At 62.6% G+C, this 15,657-nt stretch carries 17 protein-coding genes; 9 read left to right on the forward strand and 8 right to left on the reverse strand.

The annotated features are described in order from the left end of the window. Positions 1–211: 211 nt before the first annotated feature. Positions 212–607 carry a hypothetical protein gene (locus MET49242_RS00090; RefSeq protein ID WP_036279097.1) on the reverse strand — a complete coding sequence of 132 codons (396 nt, stop codon included), beginning with the start codon at positions 605–607 and terminating at the stop codon, positions 212–214. 196 nt (positions 608–803) lie between these two features. Between MET49242_RS00090 and MET49242_RS00095 the strand changes: the two genes are divergently transcribed. The 4 genes from MET49242_RS00095 (at position 804) to MET49242_RS00105 (ending at position 3,935) form a co-directional block, all read left to right on the forward strand. Beyond that, positions 804–1,667, forward strand: a complete 864-nt coding sequence (locus MET49242_RS00095; RefSeq protein WP_036279100.1) for a hypothetical protein — start codon at positions 804–806, stop codon at positions 1,665–1,667. A gap of 76 nt (positions 1,668–1,743) precedes the next feature. Next, on the forward strand, positions 1,744–1,872 hold the full coding sequence (locus MET49242_RS26295) for a hypothetical protein (protein ID WP_256378543.1): 129 nt from the start codon (positions 1,744–1,746) through the stop codon (positions 1,870–1,872). Between the two features lie 252 nt (positions 1,873–2,124). Next, positions 2,125–2,838 carry a hypothetical protein gene (locus MET49242_RS00100; protein ID WP_036279103.1) on the forward strand — a complete coding sequence of 238 codons (714 nt, stop codon included), beginning with the start codon at positions 2,125–2,127 and terminating at the stop codon, positions 2,836–2,838. Next, positions 2,835–3,935, forward strand: a complete 1,101-nt coding sequence (locus MET49242_RS00105) for a GSCFA domain-containing protein (RefSeq protein WP_036279106.1) — start codon at positions 2,835–2,837, stop codon at positions 3,933–3,935. Before MET49242_RS00100 ends, MET49242_RS00105 begins: the two co-directional genes overlap by 4 nt. A gap of 187 nt (positions 3,936–4,122) precedes the next feature. Here MET49242_RS00105 and MET49242_RS00110 read toward each other — a convergent pair whose 3' ends face one another. After that, positions 4,123–4,557, reverse strand: coding sequence for a four-helix bundle copper-binding protein (locus tag MET49242_RS00110; RefSeq protein ID WP_036279109.1), 435 nt, complete (start codon positions 4,555–4,557; stop codon positions 4,123–4,125). A 350-nt stretch (positions 4,558–4,907) separates the two neighbouring features. On the opposite strand from MET49242_RS00110, the gene MET49242_RS00115 reads away from it, so the two are divergent. The 3 genes from MET49242_RS00115 (at position 4,908) to MET49242_RS00130 (ending at position 6,997) form a co-directional block, all read left to right on the forward strand. Then, positions 4,908–5,702: a TOBE domain-containing protein gene (locus tag MET49242_RS00115; protein WP_036279112.1), complete on the forward strand. Its 795-nt coding sequence runs from the start codon at positions 4,908–4,910 to the stop codon at positions 5,700–5,702. 591 nt (positions 5,703–6,293) lie between these two features. Further along, positions 6,294–6,575: a type II toxin-antitoxin system Phd/YefM family antitoxin gene (locus tag MET49242_RS00125; protein ID WP_051133867.1), complete on the forward strand. Its 282-nt coding sequence runs from the start codon at positions 6,294–6,296 to the stop codon at positions 6,573–6,575. Continuing rightward, the gene (locus MET49242_RS00130) at positions 6,572–6,997 is read left to right on the forward strand and encodes a type II toxin-antitoxin system VapC family toxin (protein WP_036279122.1); all 426 of its coding nucleotides are present in this window, start codon (positions 6,572–6,574) and stop codon (positions 6,995–6,997) included. The genes MET49242_RS00125 and MET49242_RS00130 overlap by 4 nt, the downstream gene beginning before the upstream one ends. Here the strand turns inward: MET49242_RS00130 and MET49242_RS00135 are convergent. The 5 genes from MET49242_RS00135 to MET49242_RS00160 all read right to left on the reverse strand — a co-directional run bounded on the left by MET49242_RS00135 (position 6,975) and on the right by MET49242_RS00160 (position 13,159). Then, positions 6,975–7,181 carry a hypothetical protein gene (locus MET49242_RS00135; RefSeq protein ID WP_144259379.1) on the reverse strand — a complete coding sequence of 69 codons (207 nt, stop codon included), beginning with the start codon at positions 7,179–7,181 and terminating at the stop codon, positions 6,975–6,977. The two genes, MET49242_RS00130 and MET49242_RS00135, sit on opposite strands and share 23 nt — an antisense overlap. Positions 7,182–7,188: 7 nt before the next feature. Then, positions 7,189–8,493 (reverse strand): plasmid replication protein RepC, encoded by a 1,305-nt coding sequence (gene repC, locus MET49242_RS00140; protein ID WP_036279128.1) that lies wholly within the window; start codon positions 8,491–8,493, stop codon positions 7,189–7,191. Positions 8,494–8,710: 217 nt separating this feature from the next. Next, a complete protein-coding gene (gene repB / locus MET49242_RS00145) occupies positions 8,711–9,688 on the reverse strand; it encodes a plasmid partitioning protein RepB (RefSeq protein WP_036279133.1) in 978 nt (325 codons plus the stop codon). Continuing rightward, a complete protein-coding gene (gene repA / locus MET49242_RS00150) occupies positions 9,685–10,899 on the reverse strand; it encodes a plasmid partitioning protein RepA (protein WP_036279137.1) in 1,215 nt (404 codons plus the stop codon). The genes repB and repA overlap by 4 nt, the downstream gene beginning before the upstream one ends. 295 nt (positions 10,900–11,194) lie before the next feature. Next, positions 11,195–13,159 (reverse strand): beta-galactosidase, encoded by a 1,965-nt coding sequence (locus tag MET49242_RS00160; protein ID WP_036279142.1) that lies wholly within the window; start codon positions 13,157–13,159, stop codon positions 11,195–11,197. A 78-nt stretch (positions 13,160–13,237) separates the two neighbouring features. On the opposite strand from MET49242_RS00160, the gene galK reads away from it, so the two are divergent. Together galK and MET49242_RS00170 are read left to right on the forward strand one after the other, a co-directional pair. Then, positions 13,238–14,416 carry a galactokinase gene (gene galK, locus MET49242_RS00165; protein WP_036279145.1) on the forward strand — a complete coding sequence of 393 codons (1,179 nt, stop codon included), beginning with the start codon at positions 13,238–13,240 and terminating at the stop codon, positions 14,414–14,416. After that, entirely contained in the window at positions 14,413–15,456 is a 1,044-nt protein-coding gene (locus tag MET49242_RS00170) for a UDP-glucose--hexose-1-phosphate uridylyltransferase (RefSeq protein ID WP_036279148.1), read from the forward strand. Before galK ends, MET49242_RS00170 begins: the two co-directional genes overlap by 4 nt. On the opposite strand, the gene MET49242_RS25915 is transcribed toward MET49242_RS00170, so the two are convergent. Then, the coding region (locus MET49242_RS25915) for a hypothetical protein (protein ID WP_210162332.1) at positions 15,430–15,657 on the reverse strand (228 nt) is incomplete at its 5' end. The two genes, MET49242_RS00170 and MET49242_RS25915, sit on opposite strands and share 27 nt — an antisense overlap.

Consider the following 15,657-nt stretch of genomic DNA (forward strand, 5'->3'; position numbering starts at 1 on the left):
CGGTTGTGACATCACGAGTGAATGTGGGCGAAATATTGATAAATTATCTTTAGTAGCGCCAATTTCGTAAAATAATTATTTGAGACGATGGAGAAATAGTCGGGAAATAATTGCGCGCGGATCGTCCGCGCGCCTTCGGCCGCCGCTTCGCAGGGAAGCCGGCGGCCTTCGTTTTTTGCGCTTGTTCGATCAACCCCGCGGCGACGAGCCCTTACTGGCAGACGGCGCCGACAAAGTTCGCATCGACGATGCGATATGTCGTCTGGAAAGCCGGGTTCACGGCGGTGCCGACGGCGATGTAGAAGCCGCCCATCTCCGACTTGGACGTGGACTGGAGAGAATAGGTGAAGGCGACGTTCATGCTCGTCTTTTTCAGGCCGATGAGAACATTGTCGCCGCTGACCACATAGTTTCCTTCGAGCCGCGGCGAGCCGATGGTGAAGGCCGTTCCATCAGGTTTGAGGCACATATAGGAGGTGCTCATCTTCACCTGCGAGACGATGTTGTATTGAACGATTTCCCATTTGCCGTAATTGATCGCCGCATTCGCTTCGGCGGCGAAGCTGACCGACGTCATGACAGCGATGGCGTATGCAAGTCTTTTCATTAACCAAGCCCCGTTGTTAGGAACCCCGGGGGGACGTAGGATTCTTTGATTGTATTCGTCAAGCTGACGGCGGAACGCGGAAAGTATAAAGTTGACCGCCCTTTATTAGGCAGCCGCAGGGGCTCTACAATAGTGGTTGACGACGCCCAATTTAGCGGCCCAAATAAGTGACTGTCAGCTAGGAAAGGATTTGGTCATGCCCCGCCCAGCCAGAGCGTGTCTCGCCGCATCCTTTCTGCTGACGTCGCTGTTCGGCGCGAACGGGGCCGCGCAAGCGGCGAATGTAAATTCGGTTACATTCAGAAATTCAACCAATCAAACTTACTATGTGACCATTCAGCGCCCGATCGGGGGCGTCAACAGGGGCGATCTCGGCGGCGGCGTCTGGAGCTGCCTGACAAACCACAATCTTTACATGACGCTCGCGCCCGGCCAGTCCTGCACGTCGCGAAGCTTCGACTGGACGAATTACGCCTCCTCCATCGCCTGTTTCAAGACCTCGGTCGCCGGCATTCTCGGAAACTGCGCCGACAATGTCACGACGCTGATCGAACTGTCGCCATGGGCCAACAAGGGGCTCTTCCCCGACATCAGCCTGCTGGGAACCTGCACAAATCAGCAATGGATGTCGCGCACGCCCGACACCAAAGGGCTACCGCCGCCCAGCGACGACAGCTACGCCTGCCCGACGAGCCCCAATCCCGAGAATTTCTGCAAGAACGCCTTTCCGGCGCGCGCCAATTACACCAACGCCGTGCAGATTGCCTGCCCGCACATGCCGACGCTGAGATGCCGCGGCAATCCGACGCTCGGCGACAGAAAATATCCCGACGACTGCGGCTACAAGACGCTCACGCCCAATCAGCCGTTTCTGAAGAAGAACTGCGTCGGCGTTCAGCCGGACGGGACGTCATACGGATGTTACCAGGCCTTCTTCTGGCCCATGTGGAACGGCTCGGACGCCTGTCCGATACCGAGCAACGTGCATCTGCCCAATCCGGAATGCGCCTTTCCCAATCCGATCGTGATCGAGGTGATTCCAAGAACCCCGCAGCGGTAGGCGTGTGCGCCGGCGCACGGCGGGGCGAGGCGCGCGCGATTAGTCTCCTCTCATGGGATGAGAGAGGAGACGAGCAATGAACATTCTGATCGCCCTTGGCGTCTTCGCAACCGCAGCCGCCGCCTTGACCGTCGAGATCATGGACGCGGCCGCCGCCGTCGCTCCCTCCGCCATGGGATTTGCGCAGGCCGGCGGCATGTTCTGAGCTCCGGCTGCGGAAGGGGGCGGGGAAGCCACGTCCCGCGCCGCATTCACCGCCCTATTAATGCAAGCGAGCGCCAAGCTTATTGCAATGTTATTTTACCGCGAAGCTTGTTTGTCGCAGCCGGCGGGTATCGGGCAGGCGCGCGCGCATGTTGATCCGCGACGACGTGTTTAGTACACTTTAGAAAGGTTCGTGACGCGACCTCGTTAACGAACGAATCATTGCGTTGGGACGGACAGATGCGGGTATGATATGAAAAAGGTTCTTGTTTTAGGGCACAGCCATGTCGCCGCGCTCTCGCAAAGCTTCGGCGCGTCGCCGACTCAAGTCGTCGACTTGGAGTTCGTCGTCTGTAACGAGGAACGTTACAAGCCGCTGTTAATCGGCGATGAGCTGAATCCGCGTCTAAGTGAAAGAATCTTGAACGCTAAGGCCGATCTTTACGTGTCGATGCTGGGTGGTAACGCTCATTCCATTTTTTCGATGCTGAACCATCCACAACGATTCGATGTGGTGTTGCCGGAAGCCCCCGAGCTATATACCGACTTGTCGGCCGAGGTTCTGCCCGCCGGCTTGGCTATGGCCGTATTAGCAAGGCGCATCGACCATATTTTGAGAGCTATGTCCGCCTATCGCACCGCGACGGACGGGCCAATGGCGCATGTCGAGTCCCCGCCGCCGATACCTTCCGAAGATCATATTCGCAAATATCCGGGTGTCTTCCGCGAAATGATCGCGGCGCGCGGCGTGTCGCCGGCTCTCGTGCGTTACAAGTTCTGGCGACTGCATTCGCGTCTCTTTCGGGAGGCGTGCGAACGGCTCGGGATCGCGTTTTTACCTGCGCCGGGCGAGATGCAGGACGAAGCCGGCATGCTGGTCGAGCGCGCGTGGAATCCCGACCCGACCCACGGCAACGCCGTTTATGGCGCCGCCGTCATCAATCAATTGGCGCGGGAGGTCGTATGAACACGCCTTACAAAGCTCTCCCTGATCATGCGTTTTGGCGGCGAGTTGTTGCCGCGACGCCGCCCGACCGCATCGATCCGGTGGGCGAGGCACCCTTTCGCATCGCCTCGACCGACGCGGTAATGACCGCCGGGAGCTGCTTCGCGCAGTACATCGGCGCGACGCTCAAATCGATGAATTTCAATTATCTGGTGACCGAGCCGCCGCATTCGGTTTTGAGTCCAGATCTCGCGAAGGACTTTAATTATGGCACCTTCACAGCCCGTTACGGCAATGTTTACACGGCGCGTCAGCTGCTGCAGCTGATCGAGCGCGCCTACAGCCGCTTTACGCCGCAGGAGGATGTCTGGATCGAGGCGGATGGTCGAGTCGTCGACCCGTTTCGTCCACAGATCCAGCCGGGCGCGTTTCTCTCGCGCCGCGAGTTCGATATCGATCGCGCGCGGCATTTCAGCGCGGTGCGGCAGGCGTTCGAAAGTCTCGATGTGTTGGTGTTCACGCTCGGGCTGACCGAGGCGTGGGTAAGCAAGTCCGATGGCGCGGTTTTCACGCTTTGTCCCGGTGTTGCTGGCGGAGCCTTCGATCCGTCGCGCCATGTCTTCCGCAACTTTACGGTGACGGAAGTCGTTGAAGACATGCTCGCGTTTATCGACGCGCTGAAGCGCGTCAATGAACGCGCTAAAGTCGTGCTGACGGTTTCGCCGGTACCGCTCATGGCGACGGCGCGGCCCGAAACGCATGTTCTCTCGGCCACTACATATTCAAAGGCTGTGTTGCGCGTAGCGGCGGAGACGGTGAGCGCGGCTCGACCGAACGTCGCCTATTTTCCAGCCTATGAGATCATCATGAGCCGCGCCTATTTCGATGGTTCCTATTTTTCAGCCGACCGGCGCAACGTCGTCGCCAAAGGCGTGGCGCATGTCATGCGCGTCTTCGCCGATTGCTTCGCGGGGGCTGCAATCGCCGATGTCCGCTCCAGCCTGCCGGAGCAACCCGCCGCTCCCACGACCGGGCTTGAAGCGGTTGAGTTGCTTATGTCGGTGCATTGCGACGAGGCGGCGCTTGATCCAGACCGGCCGGCCGCTGTGGCCACGTGAAATTGCTACTTCTCCCCGGGAATGCGTTAAGGGCTGACCTTCCGCCACGCTTGGCTATTGCGTTTGGCAGATAGTCGATCGGGCGAAGGCGCCGAACCGCCTCCGCCTTTGTCGAATGAGCAGCACAGCGTGTCGACTGCCGCGCGCCCGACCGGCGCATGATTAGCGGGACGCCGCGCTGTTCAGATCAAGCCGCGATCTTCTTGCATTCGTCGGCGCAGGCCTTGCACGCCGCGCCCATGGCGTTGCACTCGGCGACTTCCGGGAACTTGTCGCATTCTTTCTTACAAGCCTCGCAAACGCCAGCGACGACCTTCGCCATCGCGGGCGTAAAATTCGAGTTTGTCGATGAGAGGCTTTCGAGGGCGGCGCAGGCTGCGATCGTTTCGAAGGTCGCCTTGGTGCATTCCGCCATGCTGGAGTCGTCCATCGACAACATGCCGAAGCAGTGGCGCAGGCAATTATTGCCCTCCAGCACGCATTTCGCCGCGGCGTCGGACAGGGCCTTGTATTTCGGCGGATGATGGTGGGCGACCTTCTTGCCCTCCTCCGCGCGCGCTGAAGAAACCGTAGCGGCGGCGGCGACAGCGCCAAGCGTGGCAATGAAATCGCGACGTTCCATGATCGAAACTCCCTGATGTTGCGTTCGACCGCGGTTTTCAAAAAGGGGTGACAGGACAAGAGTCTCGCAACGAGACTCATGGTCCGAATCGGCCCAGCCTCGACACTATCGCGCGCGCCGTTGTCGTTTGTCCATGATCCGCGGCGAGGCGGGCGACGACGAGATGGCCGATGAGGCGATGTGACAGCGAAGCGCGCCTCAGAACGTCGACTCGATCAGCGCGAAGCCGGCTCCCGCATTGAAGGAATCGAAACGCCCGCCTTTCCCCGGCTTTCGACAATTTCCGAATTCAACTATATCAGCGCAATAAGCCAAGCGATCACCACGAGCCGAAGCGAGGCGCGAACAGGATGCCGACGGCCAAAAAGATCGACGCCCTTCTCGCCCTTCGGAGCGACGGAAAGTTCATGGTCGGCCGCGACCGCATAAAGGTGCTCGAAGCGGTGGCGGAACATGGCAGCATCTCGAAAGCGGCGAAGGAGGTCGGGTTCAGCTACAAGGCGGCGTGGGACGCCGTGACCGCGATCAACAATCTGTTGCCGAGCCCCGCCTTCGTGACGAAGGCGGGTGGGCGAAGCGGCGGCGGCGCGGAGCTGACGCCCGAAGGGCGGCGGCTGATCGACACCTTCCACCGCCTCGAAGACCGGCTTTCGCGCATCTCGACGGCAATCGCCGAGGAAGGCTTCGGCGGGCAGGAAGACCTCGTGTTGTGGAGCCTGATCGTAAAGATCTCCGCGCGCAACGTCTTTCAGGCCGAGGTCGTCTCCGTAAAGAAATGGCCGGTGGACGTAGAAGTCGCGTTGAGGATTTCGGGCGAGCATATCATTCACGCGACGATTACCAACGAGGCCGCCGCCGATCTCGATCTGAAACGGGGAAACAGGGTCGTCGCGCTGGTGAAATCGCCGCTGATCGAGGTGGGGCCAGCCGACAGGGGGCCACCCGGCGCGCCCAATCGATTCCTGGGCGTCGTGACCCGCCGCGTCGACTCCGAGCGCAACAGCGAGCTTTTGATCGACATCGGTTTTGGCAAAACCCTAACGGCCGTCGTCCCGCGGCGCGAACTCGACGCGACGGAAATTGCGGAAGGGAGCCGGGTGGCAGCCTCTTTCGACCCGCAAAACGTCATTATCGCCACCGCCTGACTTTTCACGCGCCTTCGAGCGCAACGCCAAAAAAATGCGTGCGGTTCTCCGTCGAGCAGCGGCCCCTGCAGGCGGGCGGGCGGGAGCAGGCGCTCGATCTCGGAGTCTGCTGGAAATCTGTGTCTTGCAATCATTGAACCAAGCTAAACTACGATTCGCTTTATTCACAGGCCATTCCGTTTGGCGCCCCGCCCCCGCAAGACGCTCCGTTCGCCTTTCGGCCGCCGATCCGAAGGCTCCCGCGTCCCGAAACAGAGCCTCCCGCCCCTCGAAACCCCCGAAAAACAGCCCTTTTCGCCGCCGTTCGGAGCCGAGCCGCGCGCGAAAGGCGCTTCAGGAGGCGCATTCAAACGGTCGTTTTGTGGAGCTGAGTGAAACTGGAAATTTTGCCTCGCAGCGTCTCACGAGAACGCGATCCGTTCGAATTACGGCGTTTCGCGGCGTTTGAGGTCAGGCAAGCAAGCCCGAAGGCCGGTTCGACTGCTCCGATAGCGTTCTCGAGCGCGTCGACGCTGGTCGCCGGAAGCAGCCCGGCTGAATTGCCGCGCCCTCGTGCTTGACCCTGCGAATAATATAGTCATGATAACTATAATGACCATTAAAGGGGCTCACATGTCGCACGCCGAACCCGTCTGGACGGTCGCCGACGCTAAGGCGCGGCTGTCCGAAGTCATCGAGAAAGCGCATCGAGAAGGACCGCAGACGATCACCAAGAACGGCCGGTCGACGGCCGTCGTCGTTTCGATCGAGGAATGGGAGCGGAAAACCGCCCGCTCGGGGTCCCTCGCCGAATTCCTGCTCGCGTCGCCTCTTCGAGGCGCAGAACTCGATCTCGATCGCGTCATCGACGACCCGCGCGAGATCGAGCTTTGAGCTTTCTCATCGACACCAACGTGATTTCCGAAGTCACGCGCCCGAAGCCGAATTCCGACGTCATCGCCTTTCTCCACGAAGTAGACGAGGATCGACTGTTCATGAGCGTCATCACGATCGGCGAACTTCGGCGCGGCGTCGCATTGAAAGCGGAGGGCAAAGCCAGATCGGCCCTCGACGCCTGGCTTCGTTTCGATCTTGTCGAACGTTTCTCGGGAAGGATCATCGACATTACGCCCCCGGTGGCCGAGCGCTGGGGAGAATTGATGGCGGCGGCGAAACGGCAGGGCGTTGCGCTGCATGTCATGGACGGATTTCTCGCCGCGACCGCCCTCACCCACAACCACACCCTGGTCACGCGTAACGTCAGAGATTTTCGGCGCTTCGACGTGCCGCTTCTCAATCCCTGGGACGCGGCGTGACTCCGGATTTTCCCAGCCCCATGACCTTTGTCGCCCGCATGAGCGGCTCCACAAGCGATCGGTCTTTCAACGCGCTGGCGCAGAGGGAGGCCGCAATGCGCCGGTCGTCGCCCGTCTCGCCGTCGTGGAGCGCATGCGCGACCTGATGGATCAGCATATGCGGAATCGCCTCGTTTCGGTTCACGTCTCGCTCACCCTGCGGCCTTTTGCTTTCGGGGGGTTTTTGCGCGCAGCAGGGCCATGAGCAGGGGGCCGAGGGAGAATTCGCCGGCCTGCGCTTTGGCGGTGAGGGCGCGCAGATAGCCGCCGGCGCTTCTGATTTCTTCGCTGCGTTGCAGGATGGCGGCGATGACGATTGCGGCGTCATGTTCGCCCATCGTCTCCAGCGCCTGCGACCAGGCGTCGGGAGAGACGCCCGGCGCCGGGCGCGCGCCCGCCGCCGCCGCGGCGAGGTCGCGCCAATTGGCGATTTCCCCGCCCCTGGCGTAATCGAGGATGTCCGGACAGGCCGAGAGCACCATGCCGAGCGGATAGGTTTTCGCCGCGCCGCCGCCGCCGGGGTTGAGCGCGCCGGCGGATGGCGGTTCGGGCGCGACCGGCGGCGGCGATCGCCGGCCGGTCGGTCCGGACGGTTCGGGCCCGCCTTCTCGAAGGCTTGGTTCAGAATCGCGAGAGTCGGTGATTTGATTTTGTATGTGGCGCTCAGAATGGGACTCACTGGCGCTCTTTTTTCGGCCGTTCACGTGGTCTTCCAGCAGCTTGCGGAGTTGCGCGGCAAAGCCCGCGAGATCGCCCGCCAGAGCCTCCAGATCACGACGGGTGAGATTGCGGGCGTAGCGGGCCGCGAGCCGCAGATAGCCGTCCTGCGCGCCCCGCCAGTCGCCGGGAACCCCCTCCCCGACGCCGGTCTCGATCATCTTGACGATGTCGCGCCGCGCCAGCGTGATCTTCTCCCGCAAGAGCGCCATCGCCCGGCTTTCGGCCCGCGCCTCCTCGGCGAGATTCTCGATCTCATCGGCGCGCGCGACGAGCGGCGTCAGATCGAAGCCGAAGGCGTTTTCGATCTCTCCCCCCTGCCCCTTGCGCGCATAGCGTTTGCCGTTGGGGGAGTCGCGGCGGATGATCAGCCCGGCCTCGACGAGACTGGCGAGATGGCGGCGCAGCGTCGCCGGCGCCATGCCATGGGCGCGGATCGACAATTCGCGGTTCGACGGGAAGACGACGAGGCCGGCGCGCTCCTCCCCCGCCGCGGCCGGCAGGCTCAGCGCCGTCTCCTGATGGAAGCTCAGCAGCGCGTGCAAAACCGAAAGCGCGCGGTCGGTGACGCCGAGCGGCCCCTTCGCCTCGGTGAGCGCGCGGAACAGCCGCCATTTGTGCACGACCGTCTGCGCCGCGCCGGGGCGCTCAGCAAAATCCTTCATCGCCGCCTGGCTCGCCACCATGGCGAGCGTCAGCGACCGCCGCCCGAAAGGCGTCGTCGGCTGTGTCTGCATCATCCTTCGCCCTCTTCAGGCAAAAGAAATCCGCTCGCCAAAACAGCGCCCAGTATTGACAGCAATTTGCGGAAGTGAGAGTCTCGGATTGCTACATACGAGAGGCTTCCGGGGCGTCAGCTTCGGGGGCCTTTTTCTTTTGCCGTTTATCCTTTCTGTCGGTTGAAATTGTCACCTGACAATTTTGTCAGCTGACAATTCCCGCTCCAATTGTACGACGTTACTCGCTCGCTTGCGTCTCGAACTCTCGACGGAGCGAATCCAGTTTCTCGAGCAGGAAATCCGCAAAGGCGGCGTCCTCGCTTACCAGGCGCGCGCCTTTCTTCGTTCGCTCGAGCCACCCCAGCTGACGTCCGTCAGCGGAAATGATCGACTGCCGCTGCTGAGCCTCGGCGCCCACCGGTTCCTGAGCCGCTGCGAAAACGAGGTTGAACCTTCCATTTGAATCGGCCCGTCTGAATTCGTCGCTCACCACGACTCGCGCAATTTTTTCCCGCCACGAACCGTCGGCAAATCGTTGCGCCAGCGCCAGCCAGCGCGGTCGTCCCGCTTTCGGCGCGGGCCCGATCGCCTCCACGATCGTCTCGTCGACGGCGTTCGCCACAAACAGCAATCGGGAGGCCTCCGGCATATCGACGCCAAGGGACGCGCAGATCGTTTCGCGGGAAAAATTCAGCCGATCGAGGCGGGCGGCGAACATCGCGCGTTCGATGAAGCTGAGATCGGAGCGCTGGGAATTTTCCTGGCCTTGCGCAATGACGAGGTCGGCGTCCGACAGCGCCTTCACGACCGCCCGTATCTTCGTTCCCAGTTCGCGGGCGGCCGTCAGTCGGCGATGTCCGAAAGCGACCTGAAAACGGCCCGGATCGGATGGATGCGGCCTCGCCAGAATGGGGACCTGCTGGCCATGAACCGCGATCGAGTCCTTGAGCTGAAGGAACGCCGGATCGTCCTCGAGTGGAAGCCGATCCTTGATGAAGGAGCTGTCGACCAGCGCGGGATCGAGCTCGACAACCTGCTCGCCTGCGGCAAGCGTCTCGCGCAGCGCCTTGGCGGCGGCTGCGTCCTCGGAAAGCCGCTGCAGGCCGAGATTCATGGCCTTCACCGCGCCAGAGACTTTATGCGGGGCAGGGGGCGTCGCAGTTTCCTTCGCCGCCCCCACGCCGAGCAACTCTCGCAATGCGTCGCGGCCTCTCATTGGTCTCTCCCCCAGGCCTGTTTGATCAAGGACTCGATTTCACGGTTCACATGGTCCATCGATTCGACCGCTCGATCATATGTTTGCCGACGCATCGATTCCCGGCCGGCCTCATAGATCGTCTGCTTGGAAAGCCCGGCGTCTGAAACCGCCGTCGATTTCACCATCATCGCCGTCAGCACCCTTTCACCGAACAGGCTTCGCAGAAAGGCGACGATTTGAGCTTGCGGCCCGTCATTGGGTTCGAGGCGCGTAATCAGATATCTGAGCCAGTCATATTGGAGGTTTCCGCCAGCTTCGCGAACCACCGCGAGGAGATCCGCCGTCATCGCCAGGAACTGGTTCATGGAGGCGACATCGAGCATCTGCGGGTGCACGGTGATCAGGACCGAAGTCGCGGCGCAAAGAGCGCTGAGCGTCAGAAAGCCGAGCTGCGGCGGGCAGTCGATCACCACGACGTCATATTGCTGTTCGACGCTCCGGATCGCTTCGCCGACCCGGGCGAAAAAGAGATTGTCGGGAGCCTCACCCATGCCGGCCAGGACGCGCGGCGTGTCATGCTCGAATTCGTGCAGCTCGAGATTTCCGGGCACGAAATCGAGGCCCGCGAAATAGGTTCTTCGGATAATCTGCGATAGAGGACGCTTCGTGTCGTCGTAGCGGATCGCCCCGTAAAGCGTTTGGTTCTCTCCGACGTCGAATTCCGGCTGGTAGCCGAAAAGCGCCGACATCGACGCTTGAGGGTCGAGGTCGATCGCCAGAACTCTGTAACCCCGCAGCGCGAAAAATTGAGCAAGATGCGCAGAAGTCGTCGTCTTGCCGCTGCCGCCCTTGAAATTCGTCACGGCGATGACCTGAAGGTGATCGCCAGCGCGGCGGGTCGGCAGATAGGAGGGCTTGCTCCTGGCGAGATGCCGGCGGAGCGCGTGGATCTGCTCCAGCGTATAGGCGCGGCGTCCGCCCGAGGTTTTCTCCGGGTCGAGGCCCTCGCCCAAACCATCGAGATGGCGGAGATAGCTGTCGGTCACGCCGATGAGCGCAGCAGCGTCTCCACTCGAAAATCGGCGCAGCTGTTTTTTGGCCTCCGGCGGGAACAGCTTCTCTCGCAGCGCCTGCAATTGCGCGCTGAGCGCAGCGGCGTCCCCGGCGATGATCTGGTCGATCGCCGGAGCCTCTTGCTTCTGTTGACGTGCGGTTTTCAGGGCGGCCATCACGATTCACGGAAAAACGAGCAAATTGCTCGAATATCCGCAAATGATCGCGATTCTTTCCAGTCGGTCAAGAAATTTAAAGTTAACGAATCGTAAATCCGATCCTGCATTGTCAGCTGACAAGCATCCATGTCTTTGACGTCATGCTTCACCACCGCGGACCGCTCCGAGAGAAAGGCTGCGCCCGCATTGGGAAGGTTCCGCATTCGGCTGACGACGGACGCGCCTCGCGAACGATATGACAATGCCTCTTTTGCAAACCCGCAGCTAGATTTTTCGAGGCGTCACCCGTCGCTCAAGTCGCGTTCTTGAAAACGGCGACGCCGCATGGCGACAGCAGGCTTTCGCCCAAAAGTGGCGATCGCCCGTCGGCGATAGCCGAAATATCCGCCGCAACGTCCCCGTAATTGAAGACATAACGAAGATCCCCGTTATCGCGGACGCGAATATCCCGGGGCAGAAGCATTGTCCCGATTCCGGCCATCTGGCACAGGCGCCGCACGATGTGGTCCGCCAGTGTTTCGTCGGGCCAGCCTGAAAGATAGAAAAACCTGCCGGATTGCGTGAGCGCGGCCTCGCCGTCGGCTGTTTCCAGCGCCACGGCCGCGTCTTCGCCGATGAGCGCGAACTCGCGCCACTTTTCGAAGGCCCCGAGTTTTTCATCCTTCATGGCGATGGTCGCGCCCGGCCGCAGGCTCTCGACCCGACGAATTTTCAAATCGACGAGTTCCTGGAAGGCGCCGGGCGGGAGGTTCGCGGGAATATGGAAATCGGGCGTTCGGGAGCCGGATCGCGGCCCCAAAAGAACGACGGCGCCGCTGTTGCGAAGCGCCTCCACAAGGTCGTCATTCGCGCAGAAAAGTCCCGGCGCAAGCACGAGCCTGCGATCCCTCACGCCCTCGGCCGTCGGCGGCGCGATGTCGATGGAAAGGCCCGCGCGCCGCAAGGCGCGATAAATATCGAGCACGAGTTCGAAATAAGAGAAGTCCCGTCCCTGCGGCTGAATCGTCCACGCCCAATCGCTCTCGTAATCGAAGACGAGCGCGACCGGCGCGCGCGCCGTGGCCACATGGGCGTCGAGCGTTTCCAGTTCGCGCGCAACGGAAGCGACGACATGAAAGGCCTCGTTGGGCTGCGAATCCGGCAAGAGCAGCGCCTCGTGCATCTGCTCCTGCGCGAAGGGCGCCTGACGCCAGCGGAAAAAGCTCACCGTCTCCGCGCCGCAGGCGAAGGCCTCATGCGTCCAGAGGCGAACGGCGCCTTGCGCCGGCGCCGGATTCCATGGCGCCCAATTCACCGGTCCGGGCTGCTGCTCCATCACCCACCAGCGCCCGCGCCCGCAGGCGCGATAGAGATCGTGATGAAAGGCCTGATAATCGGGATCGCCCACGCGCATGTAGCGCGCCTTGAACGCGTTGCTGCGCGGACTGCGTTCGAGAAAGCCGAGCGGATAGCTGTCCCAGGCGGCGGCGTCGAGATCCTGCGAAACCTTGTAATGATCGAAGGCCGTAAATGAGCCCATGAAATTATGCAGGATGGCGCGGCCCGGCGCATGGCGGCGGATGATCTCCGTCTGCCGGCGGTTGAAGGCCGCGACCTGATCGGACGAGAAGCGCTGAAAATCGAGCCGATGCGACGGATTCGCCTCGGTGACGGTGAGATTGGGCGGCTCGATCTCGTCGAAGCCGCGCAGCTCCATCGACCAGAAGACATTCCCCCATGCGGCGTTCAGCGCGTCGATAGAGCCGTATTTTTGCGCGCACCAATGACGAAAGGCGTCGCGCGCGGCCGGCGAATAGCTTTCGACCGTGTCGTGACAGCCATATTCATTGTCCGTCTGCCAGGCGACGACGCCGGGATGCGTCCCGAAGGCTTCGGCGAGGCGCGTCACGATGCGATCGCATTCGCGCGCATAACCCTCGTGGCTGAAGCAGTAATGCCGCCGCGAGCCGAATTTGCGCGGCCGCCCCTGTGCGTCGAGCGGGATCATGTCGGGCATGCGGTCGACGAGCCATTTCGGCGCCGTCGCGGTCGGCGCGCCCAGCACGACGTCGAGTCCCGCCCCGTGCAGGACGTCGATGGCGCGGGAGAGCCACTCGAACGCATAGGCGCCGGGCGAGGGCTCCAGCCGCGACCAGGCGAATTCGCCGATCCGCACGAGGCCGAGGCCGATCTCCTTCATGCGTGCGGCGTCTTGCGTCCAGCGCCATTCCGGCCAATGCTCCGGGTAGTAGCAGACGCCGAGGCGCTGTCGGGTCATGGCGTGGCGTCCTGTCATGTCGTCGTCGCGTCTCGATGCTCTCCCTGATTGACAGCCCGATGACAAGACGTGACTCCGATGACTGATTTGATCGCCGAAGACCTCGCGGCGCGCTTCCTGCGCGCGGGGGGCGCGCGGCCCCTGCTTTTCAGGGCGCCGGGACGCGTCAATCTGATCGGCGAACACACCGACTACAATGACGGCTTCGTGCTCCCCGCCGCGCTCGGGCTGGGAACCGTCGTCGCCGTCGCCCCGCGATCCGACCGGCTGCTGCGGATGGAGTCGGCGGCCTTTTCCGGCGTCGCCGAATTCGACCTCGACGCGCCCGCGCCGCGGCCGCGCGGAGACTGGACGGATTATGTTCGCGGCGTCGCAGTCGTTCTCGAACGCATGGGGAATAGGCTCACGGGCGCCAATCTGATGATCGCGAGCGACCTTCCAATGGGCGCGGGACTCTCCGCCTCGGCGTCGCTCGAAGTCGTGACCGGCCTCGCGCTCGCGGCGGTTTCGGATATTGCGATCGACGCAACGGCGCTCGCGCTCTTGTGTCAGAGAGCCGAGAATGAATTCGTCGGCGCGCGCTGCGGCGTGATGGATCAGTTCGTCTCCTGCAACGCCCGGCAAGGCTGCGCGCTGCTTCTCGATTGCCGCAGTCTCGACTTCCGCGCCATTCCCGTCGATCCGCAAGCGACGCTCGTCGTGTGCGACACGATGGTTCGCCATTCGATCGCGGCGGGCGAATATAATCTGCGCCGAGAGCAATGCGAGGCGGCGGCGGCGACGCTGGCTGGCGTTCTCGACGGCGTGACCGCCCTGCGCGACGTGACGCGCGAACAGCTCGACGAACATGCGTCGCTGCTGCCGGAGACGGTGTTTCGCCGCGCGCGCCATGTCGTGAGCGAGAACGCTCGGACGCTCGCCGCCGCGCGCGCGCTCGAAAGCGGCGACCATGCCGAATGCGGCCGGCTGATGAACGCCTCCCATGAGTCCCTGCGCGACGATTTCGAGGTGAGCTGCGCGGAGCTCGATCTCCTCGTCGACGCCGCGCGGCGCCTTCCGGGCGTTTACGGCGCGCGGATGATGGGCGGCGGCTTCGGCGGCTGCACGATCAATCTCGTCGAGGCGGAAGTGGCCGACAATTTCGCGGAAAGCGTCGCGGAGACTTTCCGCAGGGCGACAGGCGCGACGCCGCCGGTGTTTCGCTGCTCGCCCGGCCCCGGCGCGGGGCGGGTCCTCTTGCGGGAAGACGCCCGTTGAATCCGCTTCAGAACGTCTCTCACCGCCGCTTCAATCCGCTGACCGGCGACTGGGTGCTGGTGTCGCCGCATCGCGCGCAGCGCCCCTGGAAAGGGCAGGAGGAGAAGCCCGCGCCCGCCGTCGTCACCACCCATGACGCCGACTGTTATCTCTGCCCCGGCAATCTGCGCGCGAAGGGAAGGCGCAATCCCGATTACACGGGCGTTTTCGCCTTCGACAATGATTACGCCGCATTGACGGAAGGCGCTGCGACGCCGCTCCTCGACGAGGGCGGCCTCATTCACGCCATCGGCGAACCCGGCGTCTGCCGCGTGCTGTGTTTTTCGCCGCGGCACGATCTCACCTTGTCGCGCATGGACGCGGGCGCCATTCGACAGGTCGTCGCCGCCTGGACGGAAGAATATCGCGCGCTGGGCCGACTCGATCAGATCAACCATGTCCAGATCTTCGAAAACCGCGGCGCGATGATGGGCGCAAGCAGCCCGCACCCGCACAGCCAGATATGGGCGACGCACAGCCTGCCCAACGAGGTCGCAAAGGAGGCGCGCGCGCAGGCGGATCATCTCGCGCGCAAGGGCTCGTGTCTCCTGTGCGATTATCTCGCGCTGGAGCGCGGGCTCGGCGAGCGCGTGGTGGACGAGAACGCGCATTTCGTCGCGCTCGTTCCCTTCTGGGCGATATGGCCCTTCGAGACGCTTCTGCTGCCGAGGCGCCACGCCGGCGCGTTCGACGACTTCAGCGAGGAGGAAAGCTTCGCGCTCGCCGACATGCTTAAGCGTCTCACGATCCGCTACGACAATCTCTTCGAAACGGATTTTCCCTATTCGATGGGATTTCACCAGCGGCCGACGGATGGCGGCGCGCATCCAGCCTGGCATTTTCACGCGCATTTCTATCCGCCGCTGCTGCGCTCCGCGAATGTGCGCAAATTCATGGTCGGTTTCGAAATGCTCGGATCGCCGCAGCGCGACATCACGGCCGAGCAGGCCGCTCTGCGTTTGCGCAATGTTCCCTCACATCATTTCACGCAAGACGGGTAGGAGACCTGCGCGCCAGACGAGGGGCGAGGAGGCTTGTCGTTGCTCTGCAGCTGAGGGGCCTGTTCGGGAGCGCGTCCATGTCTGCGCCGACGGCGCCTCGCGCGTCGCCTTCACACAGAGCGAGCCGGTGGAAGCCAACTTCGAGAAGCGGGCCGATGCGACGGCCTGTTCCGTCTGATGCAGCGCATTGGCAATGGGATC

This window comes from Methylocystis sp. ATCC 49242, assembly GCF_000188155.2.
GTDB lineage: Bacteria > Pseudomonadota > Alphaproteobacteria > Rhizobiales > Beijerinckiaceae > Methylocystis.

Excerpts from the sequence above, each read along its gene's own strand:
- MET49242_RS00090 (WP_036279097.1), bottom strand. The coding sequence starts at position 607 with ATGAAAAGACTTGCATACGCCATCGCTGTCATGACGTCGGTCAGCTTC.
- MET49242_RS00095 (WP_036279100.1), top strand. The coding sequence starts at position 804 with ATGCCCCGCCCAGCCAGAGCGTGTCTCGCCGCATCCTTTCTGCTGACG.
- MET49242_RS26295 (WP_256378543.1), top strand. The coding sequence starts at position 1,744 with ATGAACATTCTGATCGCCCTTGGCGTCTTCGCAACCGCAGCCGCCGCC.
- MET49242_RS00100 (WP_036279103.1), top strand. The coding sequence starts at position 2,125 with ATGAAAAAGGTTCTTGTTTTAGGGCACAGCCATGTCGCCGCGCTCTCG.
- MET49242_RS00105 (WP_036279106.1), top strand. The coding sequence starts at position 2,835 with ATGAACACGCCTTACAAAGCTCTCCCTGATCATGCGTTTTGGCGGCGA.
- MET49242_RS00110 (WP_036279109.1), bottom strand. The coding sequence starts at position 4,557 with ATGGAACGTCGCGATTTCATTGCCACGCTTGGCGCTGTCGCCGCCGCC.
- MET49242_RS00115 (WP_036279112.1), top strand. The coding sequence starts at position 4,908 with ATGCCGACGGCCAAAAAGATCGACGCCCTTCTCGCCCTTCGGAGCGAC.
- MET49242_RS00125 (WP_051133867.1), top strand. The coding sequence starts at position 6,294 with ATGACCATTAAAGGGGCTCACATGTCGCACGCCGAACCCGTCTGGACG.
- repC (WP_036279128.1), bottom strand. The coding sequence starts at position 8,493 with ATGATGCAGACACAGCCGACGACGCCTTTCGGGCGGCGGTCGCTGACG.
- repB (WP_036279133.1), bottom strand. The coding sequence starts at position 9,688 with ATGAGAGGCCGCGACGCATTGCGAGAGTTGCTCGGCGTGGGGGCGGCG.
- repA (WP_036279137.1), bottom strand. The coding sequence starts at position 10,899 with ATGGCCGCCCTGAAAACCGCACGTCAACAGAAGCAAGAGGCTCCGGCG.
- MET49242_RS00160 (WP_036279142.1), bottom strand. The coding sequence starts at position 13,159 with ATGACCCGACAGCGCCTCGGCGTCTGCTACTACCCGGAGCATTGGCCG.
- galK (WP_036279145.1), top strand. The coding sequence starts at position 13,238 with ATGACTGATTTGATCGCCGAAGACCTCGCGGCGCGCTTCCTGCGCGCG.